The organism is Mycobacterium sp. SMC-4 (assembly GCF_050205565.1).
GTDB lineage: Bacteria > Actinomycetota > Actinomycetes > Mycobacteriales > Mycobacteriaceae > Mycobacterium.
Window position 1 is genome coordinate 101,917 of sequence record NZ_JBNMQU010000003.1, and the last position, 23,373, is coordinate 125,289.

22 protein-coding genes, 1 tRNA gene and 1 pseudogene are annotated in these 23,373 nt (G+C 67.1%); 8 read left to right on the plus strand and 16 right to left on the minus strand.

All coding sequences use genetic code 11. The features are described 5' to 3' along the window. Positions 1–25: 25 nt before the first annotated feature. On the plus strand, positions 26–367 hold the full coding sequence (locus tag ACQI46_RS07255; protein ID WP_427093301.1) for a hypothetical protein: 342 nt from the start codon (positions 26–28) through the stop codon (positions 365–367). A gap of 141 nt (positions 368–508) precedes the next feature. Here the strand turns inward: ACQI46_RS07255 and ACQI46_RS07260 are convergent, their stop codons facing one another. The 3 genes from ACQI46_RS07260 to ACQI46_RS07270 all read right to left on the minus strand — a co-directional run bounded on the left by ACQI46_RS07260 (position 509) and on the right by ACQI46_RS07270 (position 2,862). Further along, on the minus strand, positions 509–1,708 hold the full coding sequence (locus tag ACQI46_RS07260) for an IS481 family transposase (protein WP_427093302.1): 1,200 nt from the start codon (positions 1,706–1,708) through the stop codon (positions 509–511). A gap of 114 nt (positions 1,709–1,822) precedes the next feature. Next, a tRNA-Arg gene (locus ACQI46_RS07265) sits at positions 1,823–1,895 on the minus strand. 142 nt (positions 1,896–2,037) lie between these two features. Then, complete coding sequence (locus tag ACQI46_RS07270) at positions 2,038–2,862, minus strand: LLM class F420-dependent oxidoreductase (RefSeq protein ID WP_427093303.1); 825 nt, start codon at positions 2,860–2,862, stop codon at positions 2,038–2,040. A 123-nt stretch (positions 2,863–2,985) separates the two neighbouring features. On the opposite strand from ACQI46_RS07270, the gene ACQI46_RS07275 reads away from it, so the two are divergent. Beyond that, positions 2,986–4,083, plus strand: a complete 1,098-nt coding sequence (locus ACQI46_RS07275; protein WP_427093304.1) for a glutamate--cysteine ligase 2 — start codon at positions 2,986–2,988, stop codon at positions 4,081–4,083. Here the strand turns inward: ACQI46_RS07275 and ACQI46_RS07280 are convergent. The 13 genes and pseudogenes from ACQI46_RS07280 to ACQI46_RS07340 form a co-directional block, all read right to left on the minus strand. After that, complete coding sequence (locus tag ACQI46_RS07280) at positions 4,080–4,787, minus strand: anti-sigma factor domain-containing protein (protein ID WP_427093305.1); 708 nt, start codon at positions 4,785–4,787, stop codon at positions 4,080–4,082. The two genes, ACQI46_RS07275 and ACQI46_RS07280, sit on opposite strands and share 4 nt — an antisense overlap. Continuing rightward, positions 4,784–5,380, minus strand: coding sequence for a sigma-70 family RNA polymerase sigma factor (locus tag ACQI46_RS07285; protein ID WP_427093306.1), 597 nt, complete (start codon positions 5,378–5,380; stop codon positions 4,784–4,786). Before ACQI46_RS07285 ends, ACQI46_RS07280 begins: the two co-directional genes overlap by 4 nt. Then, positions 5,377–6,198 (minus strand): DUF1365 domain-containing protein, encoded by an 822-nt coding sequence (locus ACQI46_RS07290; RefSeq protein ID WP_427093582.1) that lies wholly within the window; start codon positions 6,196–6,198, stop codon positions 5,377–5,379. The genes ACQI46_RS07285 and ACQI46_RS07290 overlap by 4 nt, the downstream gene beginning before the upstream one ends. Positions 6,199–6,243: 45 nt before the next feature. Further along, positions 6,244–7,314 (minus strand): poly-gamma-glutamate hydrolase family protein, encoded by a 1,071-nt coding sequence (locus ACQI46_RS07295; protein WP_427093307.1) that lies wholly within the window; start codon positions 7,312–7,314, stop codon positions 6,244–6,246. Beyond that, entirely contained in the window at positions 7,315–8,541 is a 1,227-nt protein-coding gene (locus ACQI46_RS07300) for an Nramp family divalent metal transporter (protein ID WP_427093308.1), read from the minus strand. A 65-nt stretch (positions 8,542–8,606) separates the two neighbouring features. Continuing rightward, positions 8,607–8,840 (minus strand): hypothetical protein, encoded by a 234-nt coding sequence (locus tag ACQI46_RS07305; protein WP_427093309.1) that lies wholly within the window; start codon positions 8,838–8,840, stop codon positions 8,607–8,609. A 4-nt stretch (positions 8,841–8,844) separates the two neighbouring features. Next, positions 8,845–9,096 (minus strand): hypothetical protein, encoded by a 252-nt coding sequence (locus ACQI46_RS07310; RefSeq protein ID WP_427093310.1) that lies wholly within the window; start codon positions 9,094–9,096, stop codon positions 8,845–8,847. After that, entirely contained in the window at positions 9,096–10,196 is a 1,101-nt protein-coding gene (locus ACQI46_RS07315) for a diacylglycerol kinase (RefSeq protein WP_427093311.1), read from the minus strand. The genes ACQI46_RS07310 and ACQI46_RS07315 overlap by 1 nt, the downstream gene beginning before the upstream one ends. Before the next feature lie 13 nt (positions 10,197–10,209). Continuing rightward, positions 10,210–11,001: an SDR family oxidoreductase gene (locus tag ACQI46_RS07320; protein ID WP_427093312.1), complete on the minus strand. Its 792-nt coding sequence runs from the start codon at positions 10,999–11,001 to the stop codon at positions 10,210–10,212. A gap of 419 nt (positions 11,002–11,420) precedes the next feature. Further along, positions 11,421–12,224 (minus strand): annotated as a pseudogene (locus ACQI46_RS07325) (Ku protein); the annotation flags it as partial. Next, the gene (locus ACQI46_RS07330; protein WP_427093313.1) at positions 12,224–13,165 is read right to left on the minus strand and encodes a carbohydrate kinase family protein; all 942 of its coding nucleotides are present in this window, start codon (positions 13,163–13,165) and stop codon (positions 12,224–12,226) included. The pseudogene ACQI46_RS07325 and the gene ACQI46_RS07330, both read right to left, overlap by 1 nt. After that, the gene (locus ACQI46_RS07335; RefSeq protein WP_427093314.1) at positions 13,162–14,580 is read right to left on the minus strand and encodes a mannitol dehydrogenase family protein; all 1,419 of its coding nucleotides are present in this window, start codon (positions 14,578–14,580) and stop codon (positions 13,162–13,164) included. The genes ACQI46_RS07330 and ACQI46_RS07335 overlap by 4 nt, the downstream gene beginning before the upstream one ends. Further along, entirely contained in the window at positions 14,577–15,578 is a 1,002-nt protein-coding gene (locus tag ACQI46_RS07340; protein ID WP_427093583.1) for an NAD(P)-dependent alcohol dehydrogenase, read from the minus strand. Before ACQI46_RS07340 ends, ACQI46_RS07335 begins: the two co-directional genes overlap by 4 nt. Positions 15,579–15,687: 109 nt before the next feature. Between ACQI46_RS07340 and ACQI46_RS07345 the strand changes: the two genes are divergently transcribed. Genes ACQI46_RS07345 through ACQI46_RS07370 form a run of 6 tightly spaced genes read left to right on the plus strand, consistent with a single transcriptional unit; the run spans position 15,688 to position 23,371 of the window. Next, positions 15,688–16,692, plus strand: a complete 1,005-nt coding sequence (locus ACQI46_RS07345) for a sugar-binding transcriptional regulator (RefSeq protein ID WP_427093315.1) — start codon at positions 15,688–15,690, stop codon at positions 16,690–16,692. A gap of 26 nt (positions 16,693–16,718) precedes the next feature. Next, positions 16,719–18,086: an ABC transporter substrate-binding protein gene (locus ACQI46_RS07350; RefSeq protein ID WP_427093316.1), complete on the plus strand. Its 1,368-nt coding sequence runs from the start codon at positions 16,719–16,721 to the stop codon at positions 18,084–18,086. Then, positions 18,083–19,066, plus strand: coding sequence for a carbohydrate ABC transporter permease (locus ACQI46_RS07355; RefSeq protein WP_427093317.1), 984 nt, complete (start codon positions 18,083–18,085; stop codon positions 19,064–19,066). The genes ACQI46_RS07350 and ACQI46_RS07355 overlap by 4 nt, the downstream gene beginning before the upstream one ends. Positions 19,067–19,068: 2 nt before the next feature. Then, positions 19,069–19,941, plus strand: coding sequence for a carbohydrate ABC transporter permease (locus ACQI46_RS07360; RefSeq protein ID WP_427093318.1), 873 nt, complete (start codon positions 19,069–19,071; stop codon positions 19,939–19,941). Positions 19,942–19,968: 27 nt separating this feature from the next. Next, entirely contained in the window at positions 19,969–21,054 is a 1,086-nt protein-coding gene (locus ACQI46_RS07365; protein WP_427093319.1) for an ABC transporter ATP-binding protein, read from the plus strand. Positions 21,055–21,091: 37 nt separating this feature from the next. Further along, complete coding sequence (locus ACQI46_RS07370) at positions 21,092–23,371, plus strand: ATP-dependent DNA ligase (protein ID WP_427093320.1); 2,280 nt, start codon at positions 21,092–21,094, stop codon at positions 23,369–23,371. The last annotated feature ends 2 nt before the right edge of the window (positions 23,372–23,373 follow it).

A 23,373-nucleotide genomic window follows, 5' to 3' on the forward strand; every position in this document is an offset into this window, starting at 1 on the left:
TGGGAGACACGTGAGCATCATCGGTGTGGAAGTCGCCGAAGGGTTCATGTTCGGCGACGACGTCGTGTTGTTGTCCTTGGACCGCGGAGGTGTGAGCGAGTTCGGAGAGGCACTCCGCCGCGCTGTGCAGCACGGTAGTTGGCTGCTGGAGCACAGCGGCTTCCGTCACGAATTCCTGATCAGTGCTGGGCGTTCCGCGGTTGAACTCGATGGCTGCGGGGCAGTATGGCGATTCGATCAAGCTATGGTGTGCGAACTCGTCGACGCTCTGAACGCGCTTGGGGAGAAGGATGGTCCCGGCCACCTGTACGTCGATATTTCGGAGCCCGCGGATACCCTCGTGGTCTCGCGTGACGAGTACGTCTAGCACCAGTAGGGACGGACGGCATCGGCCAACCGCCGAATAGTCGCAATCATCGGCAGTTCATACCGAAAAGTGCCCCTGTTGGGCTTCGGTTGATTCTTGTCGGATCTAGTGCGGTTGATCCTTGACACTCGGTGTTGGTGGTTATGGCCCGGTGCTGGTGCGCAGGGCCTTTTTGTTTCTTACCTCGCCGGTGCTGGCGCGTGCAGCGGTCTTGACCAGAACATCACCGATGTAGAAGCGCAGCAGCTCACCGTCGACGTGGACATCGCAGCGTGAGCCGGCGTAGTGGCGGCCCAGACTGACTTGCTGCCAGGACACGCAGACCACACCGTTGGTGGTGACCCGGCGACTGACCCAGTTCGAGCCGGCGCGCTGTGCGCCCAGCCCCTCAGCGGCGGGCACTGCGACGTGCGCACGTGAAATGGGGGCCTCGGCGGTGAATCGGGAGACCGGCGTGGCCATCTGCAGGGCCTGGTGCGGACGTTGAGTGTTGTAGAACCGCACCCACTCGTCGAACGCCTGCTGGGCCGCCTTGATATTGGTGAAAGGCCGGCAATCACAGAGGAATTCAGTGCGCACGCTGCGGTGGAAGCGTTCGATCTTGCCGGTCGTGGTCGGTGATCGGGGCTGGGTCAGGATGTGGTCGATGCCGTGTTGGCGGCAGATGGCATCAAAGAGCACTTCCACCGGCGGATGGTTGAACCGACCGGTGAACACCTTGCCGTTATCGGTCAGGATCTGCGCCGGCGCCCCATAAGCGGCCAGGCTGTGACGCAGCCCGTCGCAGACCGCGCGGGTGCGTTCACGGGCCATCACCACCGCACACACGCACATCCGGGAATGATCATCGATGCCCGTGAGCAGCTTCGCCGAGGTGCCGTCGACCAGCGGCACGCCACCGACCACGTCCATCTGCCACAGCTCCATCGGCGCCGCGCGTTCCCAGCGTTTCCACTTGCGCGAGCGCCGGTCGCGCCGGTGCGGATCGATCATCTGCGCCCGCACCAACGCCCGATACACCGCCGACTCCGACGGCACCGGCGCCACACCGCGCTTGCCGAGTTCGAACACCAACCGCCGCGGCCCCCAATAGGGTCGGGAACGGCGCAGCTCGAGCACCGCGGCCTCGACCTCGGCCGGCATCTGATGCGGACACGACACCGGTCGATGCGACCGATCCACCAGCCCCTCGAGACCTTCTGCCTCGTACCGGGCCAGCCACGAGTGCAGCCTCTGGCGCGACACCCCTACCTTCGAAGCGACCTGCGAGATCGACAACCCATCGCTGATCACTGCCAACACGGCCTGATACCGCTGCTCAGCCACGCTCAACTCCCTCATTCAGGGAGTGTCAAGGATCAACCGAAGCAACCGTCAAGCATCAGCCGAAACACTGTCAGGCATCACCCGACATAGAAAAGTCCAGCATCACCCGACGCAATACATACCGAAAAGTGCCCCCGGCAGGATTCGAACCTGCGACACCGGCTTTAGGAGAGCCGTGCTCTATCCCCTGAGCTACGAGGGCATGACGGCTGGAGCTTACGTCACTGCGGAGCCATTGATCGAGTTGGTTGTGATCAGGATCCGCCCACTCGCGCGCGACGAGCGCGCGTTCGCTGCGCACAGAACGCGGCGTGGCGGCCCGCAGACACGCGCGCTCGCGCAAACTAGGCGAGAAGATCGAGGACCTTGGCGAAGGCGTCGGCGTGGCGCATCTGCACGATCAGGTACGTGATGCCGTACACGTCGCGATAACTGCGGATCCGGTCGGCGATCTCGTCGGGCGAGCCGGACAGTACGCCGGGGTGGCGGAGGAGCGCCTCGTCGGACAGCCCTGGGAGCGAGATCCGGGGAATCGTCAGGTCGGGCTGCCCGGAATCGTCCACCGGCATCGCGGTGATCGCCAGGTTCAACTCGAGCTCACCGAACCGCTTCCCGGCGGCGTCGCGTACGAAGGCGACGCGCTCGGCCAACGGGTCCTCCTCGGCCGTCGCCGCACGGTCGCCGCCGGTCAGTCCGATGACGTCGGCGTAGCGCGCCGCGGTGCGCAGCACCCGGTCGCCGTTGCCGGCGATCATGATCGGGACGTCGGGCAGGTGTTCGGCCATGTACTGCGTGGTGAGCTTCAGGTGGTCCACCCGCTCGCCGGCGCTGGGATACCGCAGACCGGCGGCGTCGAACTCCTCCTTGACGTAGCCGGTGCCCAGGCCGAGCTCGAAGCGTCCTTCACTGAGATCACGCAGCGCCGCGACGTCGCGCGCCAACAGCGCCGGACGGTAGAAGGCCGCGTTGAGAACGAACGTGCCCACTCGCAGGTTCGAGGTCGCCATCGCGACGGCGGTCAGCACCGGAAACGGCGAAGGACCGCCCAGATGATCCGGAACGTGCAGAACATCGAACCCCAGGTCTTCGGCCCGCCGTGCCGAGTCCTGCACCTGGGCTCGGGAACCCACCCGGGTCAGGCCGACTCCGAAGCGGAATTCCGTTGCCACATCGTGATCGTAGGCCGAGGTTTGAAGCCGAATGGGCAGGGGCATAAACGCTCCGACTTTCATCACCCCGATCCGGCCCGTCGTCGAACTATCCGACGGGCCGGATCAATACTTTCAGGAGCCATGGCCCACACACCCACGTTCGGCGTCGAGGAAGAATTCCTCCTCGTCGACCCCGTATCCGGAGCGCCGGTCCCGTACAACCGGGCCGTGGCCGACCATGCCGCCGAAGACGGCGTCGACCTGCAGTTGGAGCTCACCAGCTGCCAGGTGGAGACCGCCAGCGAGGTGGTCGACAATGTCTCCGACCTGCGCGAAGAGCTGCGTCGGCTGCGCCGGGTCTCGGTGGCCGCCGCCGAACGGGCAGGAGCGCAACTGCTGGCCGCCGCGTTGCCGCCCACGCTGCCGCGCGAGTTTCCTGTCACCGACACACCGCGCTACCGCGACATCGGTCAACGCTTCGGCATGATCGCCCACGAGCAGGGCATCTGCGGCTGCCATGTACACGTCGCGGTCCCCGATCGGGAGGCCGCCGTGCAGGTCAGCAACCGGCTGCGTCCGTGGCTGCCGCTGTTGCTGGCTCTGACCGCGAACTCGGCGATCTACCGCAACTCCGACACCGGGCACGCGAGCTGGCGCAGCGTGCTGTGGGCGCGCTGGCCCAGCGCCGGCCCCCCGCCGCACTTCGACTCGGCCGACGAGTACGACGCCGCCGTGCAGATGCTGGTCCGCACCGGAGCCATGCGCGACGACGGCATGGTCTATTGGGACGTCCGGCCGTCGGCCAACTTCCCCACGGTCGAGGTCAGGGTTGCCGACGTACCGGCGACGGTCACCGACACCGTGCTGTTCGCCGCGCTGGTGCGCGGCTGCGTGATGACGGCGCTCGACGACGAGCGACGCGGGGAGCCGGTCCAGCCGTTGGCGCCGTTCGTCCTCAAGGCGGCCTACTGGAAAGCTGCCCGCGACGGCCTCGAGGGCGACGGCGTGGATTTCGAGAGCCACGAGGCCGCCCCGGCGACGGAGCTGCTCGGTCGGCTGGTCGAGCGGGTCCGCCCGGCGCTGGAAGACGTCGGTGACTACGAGTTCGTCAGCTCCGGGCTGGCCGACGTGATCGCCCGCGGCAACGGTGCGACACGGCAGCGTCGCGCATGGGCCCGTCGCCACGACGTCGGCGACGTCCTGTCCGAGATCGCGACGGCCACGTCCGAAGGTATCTAGGTGAGAGGTAGCTCGGCGAACGCCGGACTGGTCGGCTGCGCCGAACCGCCGGCCGGCTCGATGGTGAAAGCCAGCGTGCGCGACGAACCGAGGTCGGGCAGGACCGCGGTGGTCGACGGCGCAACCGCGGCGGCATCCATCGTGCCCGCCGACGACGGTCCTCCCTGGCCCACCAACCACATCTGATACACCGTGCCGGGCTGGGGTGGCGGCACGTTGTTCATGACGAGCACCCCGGCCTCGCGCTCGCGGGAGAACACCACCGTGGCGGTCCCGCCTCCGGGTATTGCTCCGGACACGGTGCGGACATCGGGCGCCGCGAACACCTGCTCGGCGGTCGTCGGCGTCGGCGCCGGTCGCAGCGCGTACCCGACGCCCAGGGCGCCGAGTCCGATTGCCACGGCGGCCGCAGCGCCCAGGACTGCGCCGGACCGGCGACGTGCGCGCGGCAGCGCACGGACCGTGTCGTCGGCGATCTGGCTGAGCACCGCGTCGCGCAGATGCGCGGGAGGTTCCACGGCGGTGGCTGCGGCCAGTGCCGCCATCGTTTCGCGCACTGCGCGCACCTCGGCGGTGAAGGACTCGGCGACTCGCGGATCGGCGTCGCGAAGCTGACGGTCGACGTCGGCCTGTTCGTCGTCGACGAGCGCGTGCAGCGCGTAAGGCGTTGCCAGCGAAAGGAGTTCGCTCTGGGGACTGGTCACGTCACCCCCAAACATCTGCGCAGCCCGCGGATGGCGTCACGCATCCGTGACTTGACGGTAGCCAGGTTGGCCGAAAGCTGTTCGGCCACTTGGGGGTAAGTCAGCCCACCGTAATAGGCCAGTTGGATGCACTCGCGTTGGGTATCGGTCAGCGAGCCCAGACATTCCGCCACGCGGCGGCGTTCGTCTTCGAGGATGACGTTGTCGGCGACGTGATCGGTGGGTGTCTCGACAGTGCTGGCGCCGTAGCGGGATTCGCGGGTGGTGGCGGCCTGCTCGGAGCGCACCCGATCCACCGCCCGGCGGTGGGCCAAGGTGAGCAGCCACGACAGCGGAGACCCGGCCTCCGGGTCGTAATTGGCCGCGGTGCGCCACACCTGCAGATAGATGTCCTGCGTCGTCTCCTCGCTGTAGCCCGGGTCGCGCAGGACCCTGGTAACCAGTCCGTACACGCGGGAGCGGGTCTGGTCGTAGAACGCGGCGAAAGCCTCGGCGTCACGGCGCGCCACCTGGCGCAACAGCGCGTCGAGTTCGGCGGTCACGTGCGAAAGCCTAGCTTCCCGGACCAGGAACGATGTCGTCATGGCGGTCATGTCCCCTGACGGTCCCCGCTCGCCATCGCTCGGACCGGCCGCACCGCGGTGGTTCTCACGGCAACGGGGCGGCGGCGTGACGGAGCAGGCACGATCGGGACCCTGCGCAACCGCAGGAGACCAGCCTGCACGCGGATGCTCAGTAGGTTCATCAGCGGCGCCAGCGGGCTGGTCACCTGCAGCGCAAGGATCTGCGGGATGCCGGCCGGCAGCCGTGCGCCGCGCATGGTGGCGACGAACGCCGGCTGATGTTCGCGGTGCAGCGATATCGTCACGTCGAGGGTCTCACCGGGCGCGGGGGCGCGGACCAGGTAGTGACCGTCGTCGCCGGTGAACGGCGAAGCGCGAAACTTCTTGGCCACCATGGTCGGGCGCTCATCGGGTGGTGGCAGCAGATACGCGTGGCGGTCGCCGCGGGTGTTGTGCACTTCCGCGATGAGGCATCGCAGCGCACCGTTGCTGTCGTGGCACCAGTACAGGGTCAGCGGGTTGAACACGTGGCCGAGCACGCGAGCGTGCAGCAACGCGGTGACCTTGCCTCCGCCGAGGTCGATTCCCCTGCCGGCCAGGAACGCCTCGACGCGGCCGCGCAACGTGTCCTCGGGTGCCTCCCACAGGTGGTCGCGCGCGTCGAACACCGCGAACGGCCGCAGCCACCACGGCAGGCGGGGCAGGGCGTCGACGTCGACGAACCAGCTGTAACTGCGGTGCTCGAAGTAGTGGTGCACGGGCGCACGTCGCAGATGGGTGATGCGGGTGCGGTACAGGGCCGCACTGTCACGGTCCCGGGCTCGGCCGTCGGGTTTCACATCCTTTATTCGGAGCCGGGGCGGGGGTGGATCGCTCCGATGTGGATGTGGGGTTTACCCGGACCGGGATTCCCACAAACGCGCGGCGCGCGCCAGGCCCTGGATCAACGACGAGGTCGCGGGTGCGAGGCCGTCGTCGCCGGGCAGTCCGCTGCGCGGGCTGGTGCCGCGCACCCGTGCGGAGAGCTCGAGTTGGACTCCTCCGCCGCGGGCGCGGTTGACCGGGTTCTCGGGGTGCAGGCCGCGCAGTTCCTTCGGGATCGACTCCAGGTCGGTGACGACGCGGTAGCCCGGGATGGTCACGTGCCCGGCCACGTGGTCGGCGAGAACGCGGTTGCGTCCACCGGCAAGGATGTGGGTGCTGCGGCCCATCCGGCCGTAACCGTGCAGGGACACCACGACGTCGACGTGATCGAGGAACTCGGTCAGCGAATCCGACTGCGCGGGCTCGTATTTCGCTGACGCCAGGTGGTGCGGATAGTGCTGGGGATGACGCACCACGTACAGCGAGGCGTCCGACGCGTCGGCCGCGCGTTCGGCGATGACGTCGGTCATCAACTCGAGGCCGCCGCCGTGGATGGCCAGGAATCCGAACCGGGACCGCAGTACCGAGTGCTCGCTGACAGCGGGGTCGCCGAGCAGTTCGGACAGCGATTGCGGTGCGGACGAATCAGCATCCTCGGGGCGGTGCGGCCAGTGCCGGGGATCCCAGCGATGGAGGAAATCGATCCACTTGTCGGGCAGGTCGTGCTGGCGCGCTCCGGCGATGATGCGCTCGAGGTAACCCGGGCGCGGAGGTCCCGGTTCCACGCGGTGGTCGATGTAGACCCACGCGGAGGTGTCGCCGCCGGCGGTGCGCACGGTGAGCCGGTCGCGGCGGTAGCGCACCGGTACGCCCTCGGCGCTGTCGAGGGTGGCCAGGTCGCGGTCGGAGATCTGCCACACCACCCCGTGCACTTTGCCACCGGTGAACGGCTCCACGGTGGCCACGCCGCGCTCGTTGATCAACCAGTCGTGATTGGCAAGGGTGGCCGGTACCGGATCGATGGCATCGGGGCAACGCTGCGCCATCTGCTGCACGTACAGGTTCGACCCGTACGCGAAGTATCCGTGTCGGCGAAACACTCAGCCCGTCAGCGTCAGATAGATCAGCACCACATTCAGCAGCGTAATGAGTCCGGCGACAACCCAACCCAACACGGTCGTGACGCGACTGTTCACGTCGTCGCCCATGACGGCACGGTCTGCGGTCAACCTGATCAACGGGATCAGTGCGAACGGGATGCCGAAGGACAGCACCACCTGCGACAGCACCAGCGCCCGGCTGGGGTCCACGCCGATGGCGAGAATGAGCAGGGCGGGCAGCAGCGTGACCAGGCGGCGCGTCATCAGCGGCAGCGAGCGGTGCAGCAGACCCTGCATGATCATCGCGCCGGCGTAGGCGCCGACCGACGAGGACGCCAGTCCCGAGGCCAGCAGGCCGATGGCGAACAACAGGGCCACGGTGTGGCCCAGGCTGCTCTGCACAGCGGCGTGGGCGCCCTCGATGGAGTCGGTGTTGTCCATTCCCTGGAGGTTGGTCGCGGCCACCAGAACCATCGAGAGGTTCACCGCACCGGCGATCAGCATCGCGACGCCCACGTCCCACCGGGTGGCGCGCAGCAGTCGGGCGCGGTGCGGACCCGGGTCCGAGGGCCCGTGGCGGTCGCGGGCGAGCCCGGAGTGCAGATACACCGCGTGCGGCATCACGGTGGCGCCGAGCATGGCGGCGGCGATCAGAACGCTCTCCGCGCCGTCGAAGCGAGGTACCAAGCCCGCGGCGGCGTCGTCGATCGGCGGCGGTGAGGCGAACAGACTCGTGAGGAAGCCGATGGCGATGACCGCCAGCAGGCCCGTGATGACACGCTCGAAGACGCCCTGCCCGCGCCGGTCCTTGACCATCAGCAGCAGCAGCGACACCGCGCCGGTGATCACTCCGCCGACCAGGAGGGGCAGGTCGAACAACAGGTACAGGGCAATCGCGCCGCCGACGATCTCGGCGAGATCTGTTGCCATGGCGACTAATTCGGCCTGTAGCCAGTAGCCGAGGCGGGACGGGCGGCCCAGTCGGCCGCCGACGACCTCGGGTAGCGACCGGCCTGTGACCAACCCGAGCTTCGCCGACAGGTACTGCACCAGGCACGCCATCAGGTTGGCGGCGACGATCACCCAGACCAGCAGATAGCCGAACTGTGCGCCGGCGCTGACGTTGGCGGCGACGTTGCCGGGGTCGACGTAGGCGATGGCGGCGACGAATGCCGGCCCGAGCAGCATCCATCCCGGCCGCCTTCGCGTACCCGCGTCTTGACTCACCGAGCCCCTCTTCTATCCGGAGGTGCGAACAGAAAAGTTAGGCTAGCCGAAACCTTGGGTGGGCGCTACGGACCCAGCCCGAATGCGCCGACCAAAGGCCACACGGCCACGCCGTTCCAGCCGCCGTAGTTCCATGGCGGTGGGGTGGTGGTCAATTGGGTGCTGCCCTTGGTTTGGCAGTACGTGACGGTGGGTCCGGTGTCGGTGCAGTCAGGCGCCGCCGCCGAGGTGGGTGCCGCCGTCAGTGCGACGGCGGCACCGGCAGCGAGCGCGAGACCGATGCGCTGCAGAGTCGCCACGATGTCAGAGGATGAACATTCCGTAATCCCACGGGAACATGCCACCCATGGGGCCGGGCGCGTAGACGCCGGGACGCGAATCGATTTCGGCGTTGCCGGGCGACTGGCAGACGGTGGTCGAGCCGCCCGCGATCCCGCCGCCGTGACCGGTCTCGACGCACGTCGGCTGAGCGGACGCGGCGGGGGCAGCGGCGATGGCGACGGAGGCGCCGCCTGCGACGAGAAGAGCGGCAAGTGAACTCAGACGAGCCTTCATCAGGGGGTTCCTTCCAGCGAGTTTCGCGTGTCAGCGTACAAGCCTTTGCCGGTTATGGGAGGCAACTCGATGGCAGCGATGATCCCGGCGGCGGCGGCGACGACCGCCTCGATGGCGTTGACGACCCGGGCCGCGGTGGCGACCAACCCGGCGTGGTTGTGGTCGCCGCGGGGGCTGCTCAGGCACAAGTCCACGGTGTAGGACGGTTCACCGGTGATCTCGATGCGGTAGGAACCGCCGTGCTGGGCGGGCTGCGGCCAGTCGGGGCAGAGGTCGTCGCGCAGGCGCGTGACGTGTTCGAGCACGACGGCCACGTGGCCGTCTTTGATGCCGCGCACTTCGAATCGCATTGCGGCGGTGGTTCCTTCGGTGATGTGGCCGGCGGCGATGTCGAAGTCCTCGGGGGCGGGGACGCGGACATGGGTCTCGGTGACCTCGTCGAGCTCGATGCCGAGCCCGGCCGCCAGTTGCCGCACCACCGAACCCCACGCCAGGCTGAGCACGCCGGGCTGCAGCAACATCGGGGTCTCGTCGAGGCTACGGCCGAACCCCATGACGTCGAACATCACCGTCGCACTGTCATAGGTGTCGTAGTTGATGATCTCCATGCACCGGATCTGCTGAATGCTCTGGCAGGTGCCCGCCAGCGCCATGGGCAGCAGATCGTTGGCGAAACCGGGATCGATGCCGTTGACGAACAGGGTGGCCTCGCCCTCGGCCGCGGCGTGTTCGATCGGGCTGATCATCTCGTCGGGCAGCACTTTCCACGGGTGCTGCAGGAACACCGCGCTGCTGCCGACGACGTTGACGCCGGCGGCGAGGATGCGCCGGTAATCCTCGAGTGCCTCGGGCAGCCGGTTGTCGGCCATCGCGGTGTACACCACGCAGTCCGGGCCGGTGGCGAGTACCTCGTCGAGGTCGGAGGTGGCCGTCACTCCGGTCGAGACGTCCAGTCCGGCAAGCTCTCCGGCATCCTTGCCCACCTTGGACTCCGAGGACACCCACACCGCCGTGAGCTCGAATCGTGGATCGGTGATCAACTGCGTCAGGGCGTGCCGACCGACGTTTCCGGTGCCTACTGCGGCGACTTTGATTGCCATGGGCTGGGCTTCCTTACAGGTCGGGGAGGGGCATGTCGAGATTGGGGAACGTCAGACCGCCGTCGACCTCGAGGGTCTTGCCGGTCAGATAGCTGCCGGCCGGCGAGGCCAGGTAGACCGCAGCGGCGGCGATGTCGGTGGCGTCGCCCAGCCGGCGCAGCGGCGTCGCCTGCTCCATCGGCGTGCGCAGTTCGTCGTTGCTGGCCACGATGTCCAGTGCCGAGGTGAGGATCGAGCCGGGCGCGATGGCATTCACCCGGATGCGCGGGGCCAGGTCGAGCGCGGACAGCCGGGTGTAGTGCGCCAGTGCGGCCTTGGCCGTGCCGTACGCAGCGAAACCGCGCCCGGCCAACCGTCCTATCGCGGAAGTGACGTTGATGATGCTGCCGCCGCCGGCGTGCTCGAGCATCAGTGGAACCGCGGCGGTGGTCAGTGCGTGCGCGGTCGCGACGTTGAATGCGAACGCGTCGCGCAGATCCTTGACCGAGGTGTTCAGCAGCGCGTTGGGCATGGTGCCGCCGACGTTGTTGACGACGATGTCTAGTCTGCCGAACGCATCGACGGCCGCGGCGGCGAGCGCGGCCGTGTCCTCGGCGTGTGCCAGGTCTGCGGCGACGATGTGCGCACGTCGACCCGTCGCCGAGATCTGCTCGGCGACCTCCTCGAGCTGCGACTGCGTGCGCGCGGCAATCAGCACGTCAGCGCCCGCTTCGGCGAAGGCGACGGCCATCGCGGCGCCCAGGCCGCGGCCGGCCCCCGTCACCACGGCCACCTGATCATCGAGTCGGAACCGGTCCAGAATCACGGCGACACGCTAGCAAGGCGTTCTGGCCGGCGTGACCGGTTTCTGGAACACGTTCTATTTTGCCTGGACGCCGGTCGGGGCTCGGCGTCGGCGCCCGGGCTCACGCGTCGGCGCCCCGGGCGGGCTCACGCGTCACACGTATCCGCTTTTTGCAGCAGAAGTTCGAGTAACCCGCTGACAAACGTGGATATGTGTGACAGCTGAGGTCAGCTCTTCTTCGCGGCGGCTTTCTTCGGCGCAGACTTCTTGGCCGGTGCCTTCTTGGCCGCGGACTTCTTCGCGGGGGCCTTCTTGGCCGCGGACTTCTTCGCCGGTGCCTTCTTGGCCGGCTTGTCGTCATCAGAGTCCGAGTCGCCGTCATCAGAGTCGTCAGAGTCGGAGTCGTCGTCATCCGAGTCGTCGGACTTGCTCGAGGAGCGCGACGAACCTTGCTCCTTGCGGGCTTTCACGCTGGCCTCGAGCTTGGCCAACAGATCGGAGACGTCCTCGGTCTCGTCGAGCTCCTGAGGTTGTTCCTCGGTGGTGAACGCCTCGCCGCCTTCGAGTTTCGCCGTGATGAGCTCGCGCAGCTGTTCCTGGTAGTCGTCGTGGTAGCGGTCGGGGTTGAAGTCGTCGGTCATCGAATCGACGACCTGGCCGGCCATCTTCAGTTCCGCCGGCTTGACCTCGACCTCTTTGTCGAGCACCGGGAAATCGGGGTCGCGGATCTCGTCGGGCCACAACAGCGTGTGGACCATCATGACGTCGCGCTTGCTGAAGTCCTTGACCCGCAGTGCCGCCAGCCGGGTCTTGTTGCGCAGCGCGAAGTTCACGATCGCGATCCGGTCGGTCTCCTTCAGTGTTTTGGCCAGCAGCACGTAGGACTTCGACGACTTTCCTTCAGGCTCAAGGAAGTACGACCGGTCATACATCAGTGGGTCGATATCGCCGGCAGGCACGAATTCCAGAACTTCGATTTCGCGGCTGCGTTCCTCGGGCAGCGTCGCGATGTCGTCGTCGGTGATGATGACCGTCTGACCGTCGTCGGATTCGTACGCCTTGGCGATGTCGCGGTACTCGACGACTTCGCCGCAGACCTCGCAGACCCGCTTGTAGCGGATGCGTCCGTTGTCCTTCTCGTGGACCTGGTGGAACTTGATGTCGTGGTCCTCGGTGGCGCTGTAGACCTTGACCGGGACGTTCACCAGGCCGAAAGCGATGGAGCCCTTCCAGATGGACCGCATCAGCCCAGTATGTCCGATGCGGCGGCCCGATCGCGGGTGACACGGTCGGGCAGATCGGCGCCCGCGCGCATCACCGTCAGCGCCGAGGTCAGGGTGGCGGCCCGGACCGCGCTGTTCAACGCGTCCGTCTCGATCGCCGCGAGACGGTCTCGGCGCTGCCCACCGAGCAGATCCATCGACCACAACGCGTCGATCAGGCCGGTCATGAACGCATCACCCGCTCCCACGGTGTCCACCACCTCGACATCTGGCGCAGATACCCGCACCGTGCCGTCGGCACACATCGCCAGGGCGCCGTAACGCCCGAGCGTCACCACGACGACCGAGATCCCGAGTGCCAACCACGCCGCGGCCATCTGCTCGGGAGTGCGTGTCGGATCGAGGTAGTACAGATCCTCGCTGCTGACCTTCACGACGTCGGCCTTCTCCAGCAGCCGGTCGACGCGCGAACGTGCCACGTCCATGTCTTTGATGAGATCCGGACGGATGTTCGGGTCGAAGGTGACGGTGGCCGAGACCCGATAGGCGTCGACCAGAGCCTTGGCCGCCAGGCATCCGGGTTCGAGCACGGTCGCGATGGAACCGGTGTGCACGACCAACGGCGGGGGGACCTCCGGGATTCCGCTGAGCTGCCAGTCGATGTCGAAGGTGTAGGTGGCCGAGCCGGACCGGTCGAGCACCGCCCGTGCCGTGGCTGTTCGCGCGGCCGTGGTGCTGCCCGAAACCAGCTTGGCGCCAGACGATCCGACGTAGTCGGCGATGCGTCGACCGCGGTCGTCGGTGCCGATGTGGGTCAGGAAGTCGACGTCGCGGCCCAGGCGGGACAGCCCGACGGCCACGTTCAGTGGGCTGCCGCCGACGTGCTCGCGGGTCGGACGGCCGGCGCCTTCCACGATGTCGATCAACGCCTCGCCGATGACCAGTGCGCGCCCGGTGGTCATGACGCCGTCCCGGAGACGAGTTCTTCGAGCGTGGCCCGCGCCCCGACCCGGTGCAGCGAATCCAGCGTCCAGGTGTAGGCCTCCACGAACCGCTGCTGTTCGGCGAGATCGCCGAACAGGTCGCGGTACTCGATGAAGGCGGTGGGGTTCTCGCGCTGCGCTTTGGCGAGCGGCATCAGCGCTTCGGCGCGCGAGTCCTGCACGTCGATCGGCTCGCCTCGTTCGTCGACGCCCTCGGCATACCGGGCCCAACTGGCCACCACGGCGGCCGAGAGCCGGACCGGCGCACCGCTTTTCAGATTCTCTCTGACCACCGGTAGCAGCCACTGGGGGATACGGTCGGAACTGCCGTAACACAGCCGTGCGATGGTGTCCCGTACGCCGGGGTTGGCGAACCGCTCGATCAGGGTGCGCTTGTAGTCGTCGAGGTCGATGCCGGGCACCGGGCGCAGGGTCGGCGTGGCCTCGGAATCCATGTACTGGCGCAGGAAGTCGGCGAACAGCGGGTCACCTGCCGCGTCGTGGACCAGTCGGTATCCGGACAGATATGCGAAGTAGCACAGCGCCTGGTGGCCCGCGTTGAGCAGACGTAGCTTCATCAGCTCGTAGGGGGTCACGTCGTCGACCAGCAGGACACCGACGTCGTCGAGTGGCGGCCGGCCGTCGGTGAACGAGTCTTCGAGTACCCACGCGGTGAACGGCTCGGCCACCACCGGCCATTCGTCATCGATCCCGAATTCTGCTGCCACAGTGTTGATTACACCTGGTGTGGTGACCGGGGTGATGCGGTCGACCATCGAGTTGGGGAAGCGGGTGTGGATGCCGATCCATTCGGCCAGTCCGGGATCGGTGCGTTCGGCGTAGGCGGTGAACGCGGTCCGCGCGACGTCGCCGTTGCCCTCGATGTTGTCGCAGGACACGATGGTCGGTGCGGTGACGCCCCGCGCACGGCGCCGCGCCAGTGCCTCGGTGACCAGAGCGAAGACGCTCACTTCCGGCAGCGCGTCGAGGTGATAGCCGCCTTCGGTGATGGTGAGAGAGACGACGCGGGTCGTCGGTGCCGCGAGCATCTCGATCACGCCCTCGGGGTCGTCCGGGCCGTAGCGGTAGTCGACGATCGAGCCGATCACCCGGGCCTCCCGGGTGCCGTCGGGGTTCTCGAGCAACAGTGTGTAGAGCCCGTCCTGGGCGGCCATCACCTCGGCCATCCGGCGGTCGCCGGGCAGGAGGCCGACTCCGCAGATGCCCCATTCACGCGCCTTGCCCTGTTCGAGGAGACGGTCGACGTACATCGCCTGATGTGCCCGGTGGAATCCGCCGACGCCGAAATGCACGATACCGATCGAGATTTCGGAGCGGTCATAGGACGGCTTGGCGACATCGAGCTGTGCGAGCGTGTGCGCGTCGAGCTTCATGAGACTCTCACCACCGCTTTGACGCTACCCGGTGTGCGGTCGGCGTTCAGCGCCTCGGCGGCCTGCTCGAGCGGGAACCGGGCGGTCACCATCGCGTCGACGTCCACGCGCTTGGACTCGATCAGTGCGATCGCCGTGGGCCACGTGTTGGCGTAGCGGAAGATGCCGGTGAGGACGAGTTCCCGGTTCTGGATCACCTGGGTGGGCAACTCCATGGTCTCCGCGCCGGAGCCGACGAGCACCACCGAGCCGGCCGGGCGGACGGTCCGGATGCCCGCTGACACCGCCGACGGCGCTCCGGAGGCGTCGATGAACGCGTCGACACCGAGGTCGCCGGGCGGGCCGTCGGTCGGGTCGAGCACCGAGGTGGCGCCGAAGCCGAGTACCTGGCGCCGGCGTGCCTCGTCGGGGTCGCTGACGATGATCTCGGTGGCGCCGTATGCGTGCGCGAGTTGGGCGATGACGATCCCGATCGGCCCGGCGCCGGCGATGAAGACGCGGTGGCCTCCGCCGACGCCGGCTTTGCGGATGGCGGCGATGCCGACCGACAGCGGCTCGCACAGTGCGGCGGCATCGTCGGACACGGTGTCGGGGACGGGATGGGCGAACCCGGCGCCGATGGTGACGTAGTCGCAGAAGGCGCCGTCGATCGGTGGCGTCGCATAGAACTGCATGTGCGGGCAGAGGTTGTAGTGCCCGCGTCGGGTTTCCTCGGTGTCGGGGTCCGGCCGCTGCGGTTCGATCGACACCCGCTCGCCGATGCGTGCGGAGTCCACGCCGGCGCCGACGCCGACGATGGTGCCGGCCGCCTCGTGCCCGAGCACCAGCGGCGACTCGACCACGAACGATCCCAGCCGTCCGTGCCGGTAGTAGTGGGTGTCCGAGCCGCACACGCCGACCGACGACACCCGCACCAGCACGTCACCGGCCTGCGGGGTGGGCACCGGCCGCTCCTGCATCTCGATCGTCTCGGGAGCGACCAGTACGGCGGCCCGCATCTGGCCTTCCGGAAGGGATGTTGTCTGCGTCACACCGTCATGCTACCGTCATGAGCATCTGAACGGGACCGTGAGCATATGCTCACGGTGGATGTGAGGTGGTGTGGCCATGACGGTGTCGAGCGTCGACAGCGCTGCGACCCCCAACCGCGCCCAGCCTGAAGACCTCCGACTCGCACTGCGCGCTGCGACGCTGTACTACCTCGACGGGCTGACCCAGGCGCAGATCGCCACACGACTCGGCGTCTCGCGTCCCACCGCCGGTCGCCTCGTCGCACGCGCCAAGGCGCGCGGGCTGGTCCGCATCGAGGTGGTGGTGCCCCCCGATCTGCGCGACGACCTGCACGCGGAGGAGGAGCGCGATCTCGAGCAACGGTTCAGATTGACCGAGGTCGTGGTCGTCGGTCACGGGGTCGACGTCGGCGGTCCGGGCCACCCGGCCGCGTTCGCCAGTGTCGGACGCGCCGCCGCGGCCCTGCTGATGCGCCGGCTGCAGCCCGACGACGTCCTCGGCTTCACCTGGGGGCCCGAGCAGGTCGCGGTGGCGACCGCGCTCGCTCCCGGAGTGGCGACCTGTCGCGCGGTGGTCCAGCTCGACGGCTCGATGTCCAGCGCGGCATACCAGACCGGCGTCGAACTGTTCCTCAGTCGCTGCGCGGATACGCTGCGCGCCGAGACCATCCGTCTGCCCGCACCGCTGTACGCCGACCCCTCCACCGTCGCGTCGATGCGCAGTGACTCCATGATCTCCCGCACCCTCGAGGCCGGCCGACGCGCCGACATGATGCTGTTCGGTGTCGGAGCGGTGTCGACGTCGACCACCCTGTTCGAGGGCAGCTTTCTCGACACCCGCATGCTCGACGAGCTGGTGTCGCTCGGAGCGGTCGGGGAAATCGGCGGCCGGTTCTTCGACGCCGACGGCCGCCCCGTCGACAGTGAATTGCAGGACCGCGCGGTGTCGGTCCCGCTGGAGGATGTCCGCGCGTGCGCGCGGACGCTGCTGATTTCGTCCGGATCCGCCAAGCATTCCGCCACTCTGGCCGCTCTGCGCGGAGGTCTGGCCCGACTACTGGTGTGCGACATCGATTGTGCGCGTTGGCTGCTGACGCAGTAGGCGTCGCCGGAAAGAGAGGTCATCGGATGACTGGACATGTGTTACGCCGGATCGCGGCGTGCATCGCCTCGGCCGGGCTGACGTTCACGGCGGGATGCTCGGGAGCCGGCAGCCTGGGCGCATCGGAGGATCAGGTGACCATCGCCCTGGTCTCGAACTCCCAGATGACCGATGCGCAGCAGCTGTCCAGCGATTTCGAGGCGCAGAACCCGGGCACCAAGCTGAAATTCATCACCCTGTCGGAGAACCAGGCCCGCGCCAAGATCACCATGTCGACCGCGATGGGTGGTAGTGAGTTCGACGTCGTGATGATCAGCAACTTCGAGACTCCCCAGTGGGCGCGCGACGGCTGGCTGCGCAACCTCAGCGAATACGCAGCGCAGACACCGGGATACGACGAACAGGACTTCATCCCGTCGCTGCGCGAGTCGCTGTCGCACGAAGGTGACATGTATGCGGTCCCGTTCTACGGGGAGTCGTCCTTCCTGATGTACCGCAAGGACCTCTTCGAGCAAGCGGGCATCACCGTCGACCAGAGCCCTGACTATCAGCCCACCTGGCCCGAGGTAGCCGAGTGGGCGGCCAAGGTGCAGACGCCCGACCGTGCCGGAATCTGTCTGCGCGGCAAGCCCGGCTGGGGCGAAGTGCTCGCCCCGCTGAACACGGTGATCAACACGTTCGGCGGCCGGTGGTTCGACGAGCAGTGGAACGCGCAGCTCGACAGCCCCGAGGTCAAGAAGGCCGTCAACTTCTACGTCGACCTGATCAACGAGTCCGGTGAGCTGGGCGCGGCGTCGACGGGATTCCAGGAGTGCGCCAACCTGTTCGGACAGGGGCAGACGGCGATGTGGTACGACGCCACCTCGGCGGTGTCGGTGCTCGAAGACCCGCAGTCCTACCCGGAACTGGTCGGCAAGATCGGCTACCTGCCGGCGCCGATCGTCGAGAAGCCGAACGCCGGCTGGCTCTACACCTGGGCGTTGGGAATCCCGCAGGGCGCCAAGAACCCCGACGGCGCATGGGAGTTCATCTCGTGGATGACCAGCAAGGACTACATGAAGCTGGTGGGGGAGAAGCTCGGCTGGGCCCGCGTCCCACCCGGTAGTCGTACCTCGACCTACACCGAACTGCCTGAATACGAGAAGATCTCGCAGTCCTACGGGCCGCTGACGCTGCAGTCGATCGAGAACGCGACGCCCGATGAGCCCACCGTGCAACCGGTTCCGTACACCGGCATCCAGTTCGTCGGGATCCCCGAGTTCCAGGATCTCGGCACCCGCGTCAGCCAGCAGATCAGCGCCGCGATCGCCGGGCAGAAGTCGGTGGACGAGGCACTGGCCCAGGCCCAGCAGTACGCCGAGGTCGTCGGCCGCACCTATCAGGAGAACTCATGACCGTCGCCTCCGACAGCTCAGCCCTCGGAACCGGCGCCGACGCGCAAGACGTCGCCGAACGGGTCCGAAAGATCAAGGAACGTCAGGACGTCGGCGTCAGCCGCGCCGAAGGATGGCGGCGGCGAGGACCGCTGCTGCCGGCGCTGATCTTCATGATCATCGTCACCCAGGTTCCGTTCGTGTTCACGCTGTATTACTCGACGCTGTCGTGGAACCTGGTCCGGCCGGGCTCACGGCAATTCGTCGGCCTGCAGAACTACGTGGCGGTGGTCAAGGACAGCCAGTTCTGGTCGGTCGCCGTCAACACCGTCGTGTTGATCGTCGGCGTGGTGCTGGTCTCGGCGTTCCTGGGACTGCTCCTGGCGCTGCTGCTCGACCGCGCGTTCCTGGGCCGGGGCATCGTGCGGACCCTGCTGATCACCCCGTTCCTGGTCACACCTGTTGCTGCGGCGCTGATCTGGAAGACCACCATCCTCGATCCCAACAACGGCATCCTGAACTGGCTGCTCTCGCTGGTCGGGGTCGGCAAGGTCGACTGGATCGGGCAGTTCCCCCTGACCATGGTCATGGTGGTGCTGATCTGGCAGTGGACCCCGTTCATGATGCTGCTGATCCTCGCCGGCCTCCAGTCGATGCCGCGCGACATCCTCGAGGCCGGTCGAGTCGACGGGGCGGGTGCGTTCCAGCTCTTCCGCGAGCTGACGCTGCCGCACCTTCGGCGCTTCATCGAGCTGGGCGTGGTGCTCGGAGCGATCTATCTGGTCAACACCTTCGACGCGATCTACATGATGACGCAGGGCGGCCCGGGCATCGCCAGCGCGAACCTGCCGTTCTACATCTACCAGCGCGCGTTCCTGGGCTTCGACATGGGCCAAGCCGCGGCCATGGGCGTCGTGGTGGTCGTCTTCACGCTGATCATCGCGAGCTTTGCGCTGCGGTTGATCTTCAAATCGTTCACCGGAAAAGAAGAGGCGGCCTGACCGTGAGCACCACCGCTGTCGAGAATGACGCACAGACAACCGAATCCGTTGCCAAGCCGCAGAAGAAGAGTCGGCAGTTCAGCCCGTGGGGGTTGGTGGCGTGGCTGGCCGCGCTGGGATTCTTCTTTCCGGTGTTCTGGATGATCCTCACGGCGTTCAAGCAGGAGTCCGACGCGGCGACCAGTCCACCGACGTTGTTCTTCACCCCCACGCTCGACCAGTTCGGTGAGGTGTTCGATCAGGCGATCGGTCCGGCGATGCTGAATTCGCTGTTCGCAACCGGCATTTCGACGGTGCTCGTGCTGCTGCTCGGGGTACCCGCGGCGTTCGCGCTGTCGCTGCGGCCGGTGCGCAAGACTTCCGATGCGCTGTTCTTCTTCATGAGCACCAAGATGCTGCCGATCGTCGCGGTGATCCTGCCGCTGTACGTGATCGTGTCCAACATCGGTCTGCTGGACAACATCTGGGCACTGGTCATCCTCTACACCGCGATGAACCTGCCGATCGCGGTGTGGATGATGCGGTCGTTCTTCCTGGAAGTGCCCGGCGAGCTGCTCGAGGCGGCCAGCCTCGACGGGGCCAGTATGTGGCGCACCGTGCGCGAGGTCATCCTGCCGCTCGTGTCACCGGGTATCGCGGCGACCGCGCTGATCTGCGTGATCTTCGCATGGAACGAGTTCTTCTTCGCGGTCAACCTCACCGCCGTGAACGCGCAGACGATGCCGGTGTACCTCGTCGGGTTCATCGCCGGCGAGGGCCAGTACTGGGCGGTGTTGTCGGCGGCCGCCACGATGGCGGCGGTCCCGGTGATCCTGTGCGGCTGGTTCGCACAGAACAAGCTGGTGCGCGGCCTGTCCTTCGGCGCAATCAAATAGCCCGACACCCAACGAGACGGAGTAACGATGGCAACGATCACCTACCGCAACGCCTCTTGCATCTACGAGGGGTCGGACAAACTCGCGGTCGACTCGCTGAACCTCGACATCGCCGACGGCGAGTTCGTGGTGCTGGTGGGTCCGTCAGGCTCGGGCAAGAGCACCGCGCTGCGCATGCTCGCCGGTTTGGAGCACATCGACGAGGGCTCCATCGAGATCGGCGGCAAGGACATGACGGGCGTGCCCTCCAAGGACCGCGACATCGCGATGGTGTTCCAGAACTACGCCCTGTATCCGAACAAGACGGTCGCCGAGAACATGGGGTTCGCGTTGAAGCTGCGCGGGGTGTCGGCCGATGAACGGCGCCGCAAGGTGGAGGAAGCAGCCAAGATCCTCGACCTCACCGAGTTCCTGGACCGCAAACCGGCGAAACTGTCCGGCGGACAACGGCAGCGCGTCGCGATGGGTCGGGCGATCGTGCGTGAGCCGCAGGTGTTCTGCATGGACGAGCCGCTGAGCAACCTCGACGCGAAGCTTCGCGTGCAGACGCGCACGCAGATCGCGGCTCTGCAACGGCGATTGGGCACCACCACCGTCTACGTCACCCACGACCAGGTGGAAGCGATGACGATGGGCGACCGCGTCGCCGTGCTGCGCTCCGGAAAGCTGCAGCAGTTCGCGTCGCCCAACGAACTCTACGATCGGCCGGCCAACGCGTTCGTCGCCGGCTTCATCGGATCCCCGGCGATGAACCTGGTGACCGTGCCGGTCACCGCGGACGGCGTCAAGATCGGTGACTCGACGATCGAGCTGGAACGCGAGGACATCAACAAGGTCAGCGACGCGGGCCTTCGCGAGGTCACCCTCGGCATCCGGCCCGAACAGCTCGAACTCTCGACCGACGGTGGCGTCGACGTCGTCGTGGACTTGGTCGAAGACCTCGGCAGCGAGGCCTACGTATACACCCATGCGGGTCCGGGCTCCGGTGTCGAGCTGGTGGCCCGGTGCAATCCGCGCACCGCACCGAGGCTGGCGGACTCGGTGAAGCTGCGTCGTCACCCCGATGGGGCCGTGCACCTGTTCCACCCGCAGACCGGTGAACGCCTGAACTAGGTGTCTTCTGCGGTCCGGTAACGGGTAATACCGTGACGTGGTGGATCACTACGGGCGGGTGCGGCTGACCAATCCGGACAAGGTGCTCTACCCCGCGACGGGCACCACCAAAGCCGAGGTCTTCGAGTACTACGTCGATATCGCCGAGGCGATGCTGCCGCACGTCGCCGGGCGCGCCGTCACGCGGAAGCGCTGGCCCAACGGCGTCGGCGAGCTGGAGTTCTTCGAGAAGCAGCTGGCCAGCTCCGCTCCCGATTGGCTGGACCGCGGGACGATCGTGCACAAATCCGGCACCACTACCTACCCGCTGATCAACACCCGCGAAGGCCTGGCCTGGCTCGCGCAGCAGGCATCCCTGGAAGTGCATGTCCCGCAGTGGCGGTTCGTCGGAGAACCTGGTGACCTCCAGCCCGGCCCGGCCACCCGCGTCGTGTTCGACCTCGACCCCGGCGACGGCGTCACCTTCCGCCAGCTGTGCGAGGTTGCCCATGAGGTGCGCGACCTGATCACCGGCATGGGACTGACGGTGTATCCGCTGACCAGCGGCAGCAAGGGACTGCATCTCTACGTGCCCCTCGACGAGCCGATCAGCAGCCAGGGCGCCTCCGTGCTCGCCAGGCGGGTGGCCCAGCAGCTCGAGAAGACCATGCCCAAGCAGGTGACCGCGACGATGACCAAGAGCCTGCGCGACGGCAAGGTGTTCGTGGACTGGAGCCAGAACAACGGCAACAAAACCACCATCGCGCCGTACTCGATGCGCGGCCGCGACGAGCCGACCGTCGCCGCGCCGCGCACCTGGGACGAGATCGCCGACCCTGACTTGCGGCATCTGCGATTCGACGAGGTGCTGGAACGCGTCGAGCAGTTCGGCGACCTGCTTGCCGATCTCGACGAGAAGGTCCCCGTCGAAGACCGGCTGACCAAGTACCGCAGCATGCGCAACCCCGCGAAGACACCGGAGCCCGTTCCGCCCCGGCCGCCGGTGGTAGGCAACAACGACCGCTTCGTCATCCAGGAGCACCACGCCCGTCGGTTGCACTACGACCTGCGTCTCGAACGCGACGGCGTCCTGGTGAGCTGGGCGGTGCCGAAGAACCTGCCGGACAGCCCTGCCGAGAACCGGCTCGCCGTGCACACCGAGGACCATCCGCTCGAATACCTCACCTTCCACGGCACCATCCCCAAAGGGGAGTACGGCGGCGGCGACATGACCATCTGGGACACCGGCACGTACGAGACCGAGAAGTTCAACGACCACCCACCGGACGGTCCGGCCAAGGGCGGCGAGGTGATCGTCACCCTGCACGGCAACAAGATCGACGGACGGTACGCGCTGATCCAGACCGACGGCAAGAACTGGCTCGCGCACCGGATGAAGGATCAGGCCAATCCGACCTTCGAGGACTTCGCGCCGATGCTCGCCAGCCACGGATCGGTCGAGAAGTACACGGCCAAACAATGGGCCTTCGAAGGAAAATGGGACGGCTACCGGCTCCTGGTCGACGCCGACCACGGCAAGCTGTGCCTCAAATCGCGCAGCGGCCGCGACGTCACCGCTGAGTATCCCCAATTGCAGGCGCTGGCAGCCGATCTCGCCGACCACCACGTGCTGCTCGACGGAGAGATCGTCGCGCTCGACGAGAAAGGCGTGCCGAGCTTCGGTCAGATGCAGAACCGAGCCCGCGCCACCCGCATCGAGTTCTGGGCGTTCGACGTCCTGCGTCTGGACGGTCGATGGCTGCTGAAGGCCAGGTACCGCGACCGCCGGAAGATTCTCGAAACCTTGGCTGTGGGCGGAGCTCTCATCGTCCCCGACCTGCTCGACGGCGACGGACCAGAGGCGCTCGAACACGCCCGCGAACGCAAGTGGGAGGGCGTCGTCGCCAAAAAGTGGGACTCCACCTATCAGCCCGGCAGACGCTCGTCGGCGTGGATCAAAGACAAACTGTGGAACACCCAGGAAGTCGTGATCGGCGGGTGGCGGCAAGGGGAGGGCGGCCGCAGCAGCGGCATCGGAGCGCTGGTGCTCGGCATTCCCGGACCGGACGGGCTGGAGTTCGTCGGACGCGTCGGGACCGGCTTCACCGACAAGGCGCTCGCCGACCTCAAGAAGACCCTGAAGCCGTTGCACACCAAGGAATCACCCTTTGCCGCCAGGCTTCCTACCCAGGACGCGAAGGGAGTGACGTTCGTGCGGCCGGAACTCGTCGGCGAGGTGCGCTACAGCGAACGCACCTCCGATGGTCGCCTGCGGCAGGCCAGCTGGCGCGGGTTGCGGCCGGACAAGTCACCCGACGAGGTGGTCTGGGAACAATAAAC

Bases quoted from the DNA above. Each gene is read 5' to 3' on its own strand.
- ACQI46_RS07260 (WP_427093302.1), bottom strand. From the start codon at position 1,708: ATGAGGGAGTTGAGCGTGGCTGAGCAGCGGTATCAGGCCGTGTTGGCA.
- ACQI46_RS07275 (WP_427093304.1), top strand. From the start codon at position 2,986: ATGGCCCACACACCCACGTTCGGCGTCGAGGAAGAATTCCTCCTCGTC.
- ACQI46_RS07285 (WP_427093306.1), bottom strand. From the start codon at position 5,380: ATGACCGCCATGACGACATCGTTCCTGGTCCGGGAAGCTAGGCTTTCG.
- ACQI46_RS07310 (WP_427093310.1), bottom strand. From the start codon at position 9,096: ATGAAGGCTCGTCTGAGTTCACTTGCCGCTCTTCTCGTCGCAGGCGGC.
- ACQI46_RS07315 (WP_427093311.1), bottom strand. From the start codon at position 10,196: ATGGCAATCAAAGTCGCCGCAGTAGGCACCGGAAACGTCGGTCGGCAC.
- ACQI46_RS07330 (WP_427093313.1), bottom strand. From the start codon at position 13,165: ATGACCACCGGGCGCGCACTGGTCATCGGCGAGGCGTTGATCGACATC.
- ACQI46_RS07335 (WP_427093314.1), bottom strand. From the start codon at position 14,580: ATGAAGCTCGACGCGCACACGCTCGCACAGCTCGATGTCGCCAAGCCG.
- ACQI46_RS07340 (WP_427093583.1), bottom strand. From the start codon at position 15,578: ATGCGGGCCGCCGTACTGGTCGCTCCCGAGACGATCGAGATGCAGGAG.
- ACQI46_RS07345 (WP_427093315.1), top strand. From the start codon at position 15,688: ATGACGGTGTCGAGCGTCGACAGCGCTGCGACCCCCAACCGCGCCCAG.
- ACQI46_RS07350 (WP_427093316.1), top strand. From the start codon at position 16,719: ATGACTGGACATGTGTTACGCCGGATCGCGGCGTGCATCGCCTCGGCC.
- ACQI46_RS07355 (WP_427093317.1), top strand. From the start codon at position 18,083: ATGACCGTCGCCTCCGACAGCTCAGCCCTCGGAACCGGCGCCGACGCG.
- ACQI46_RS07365 (WP_427093319.1), top strand. From the start codon at position 19,969: ATGGCAACGATCACCTACCGCAACGCCTCTTGCATCTACGAGGGGTCG.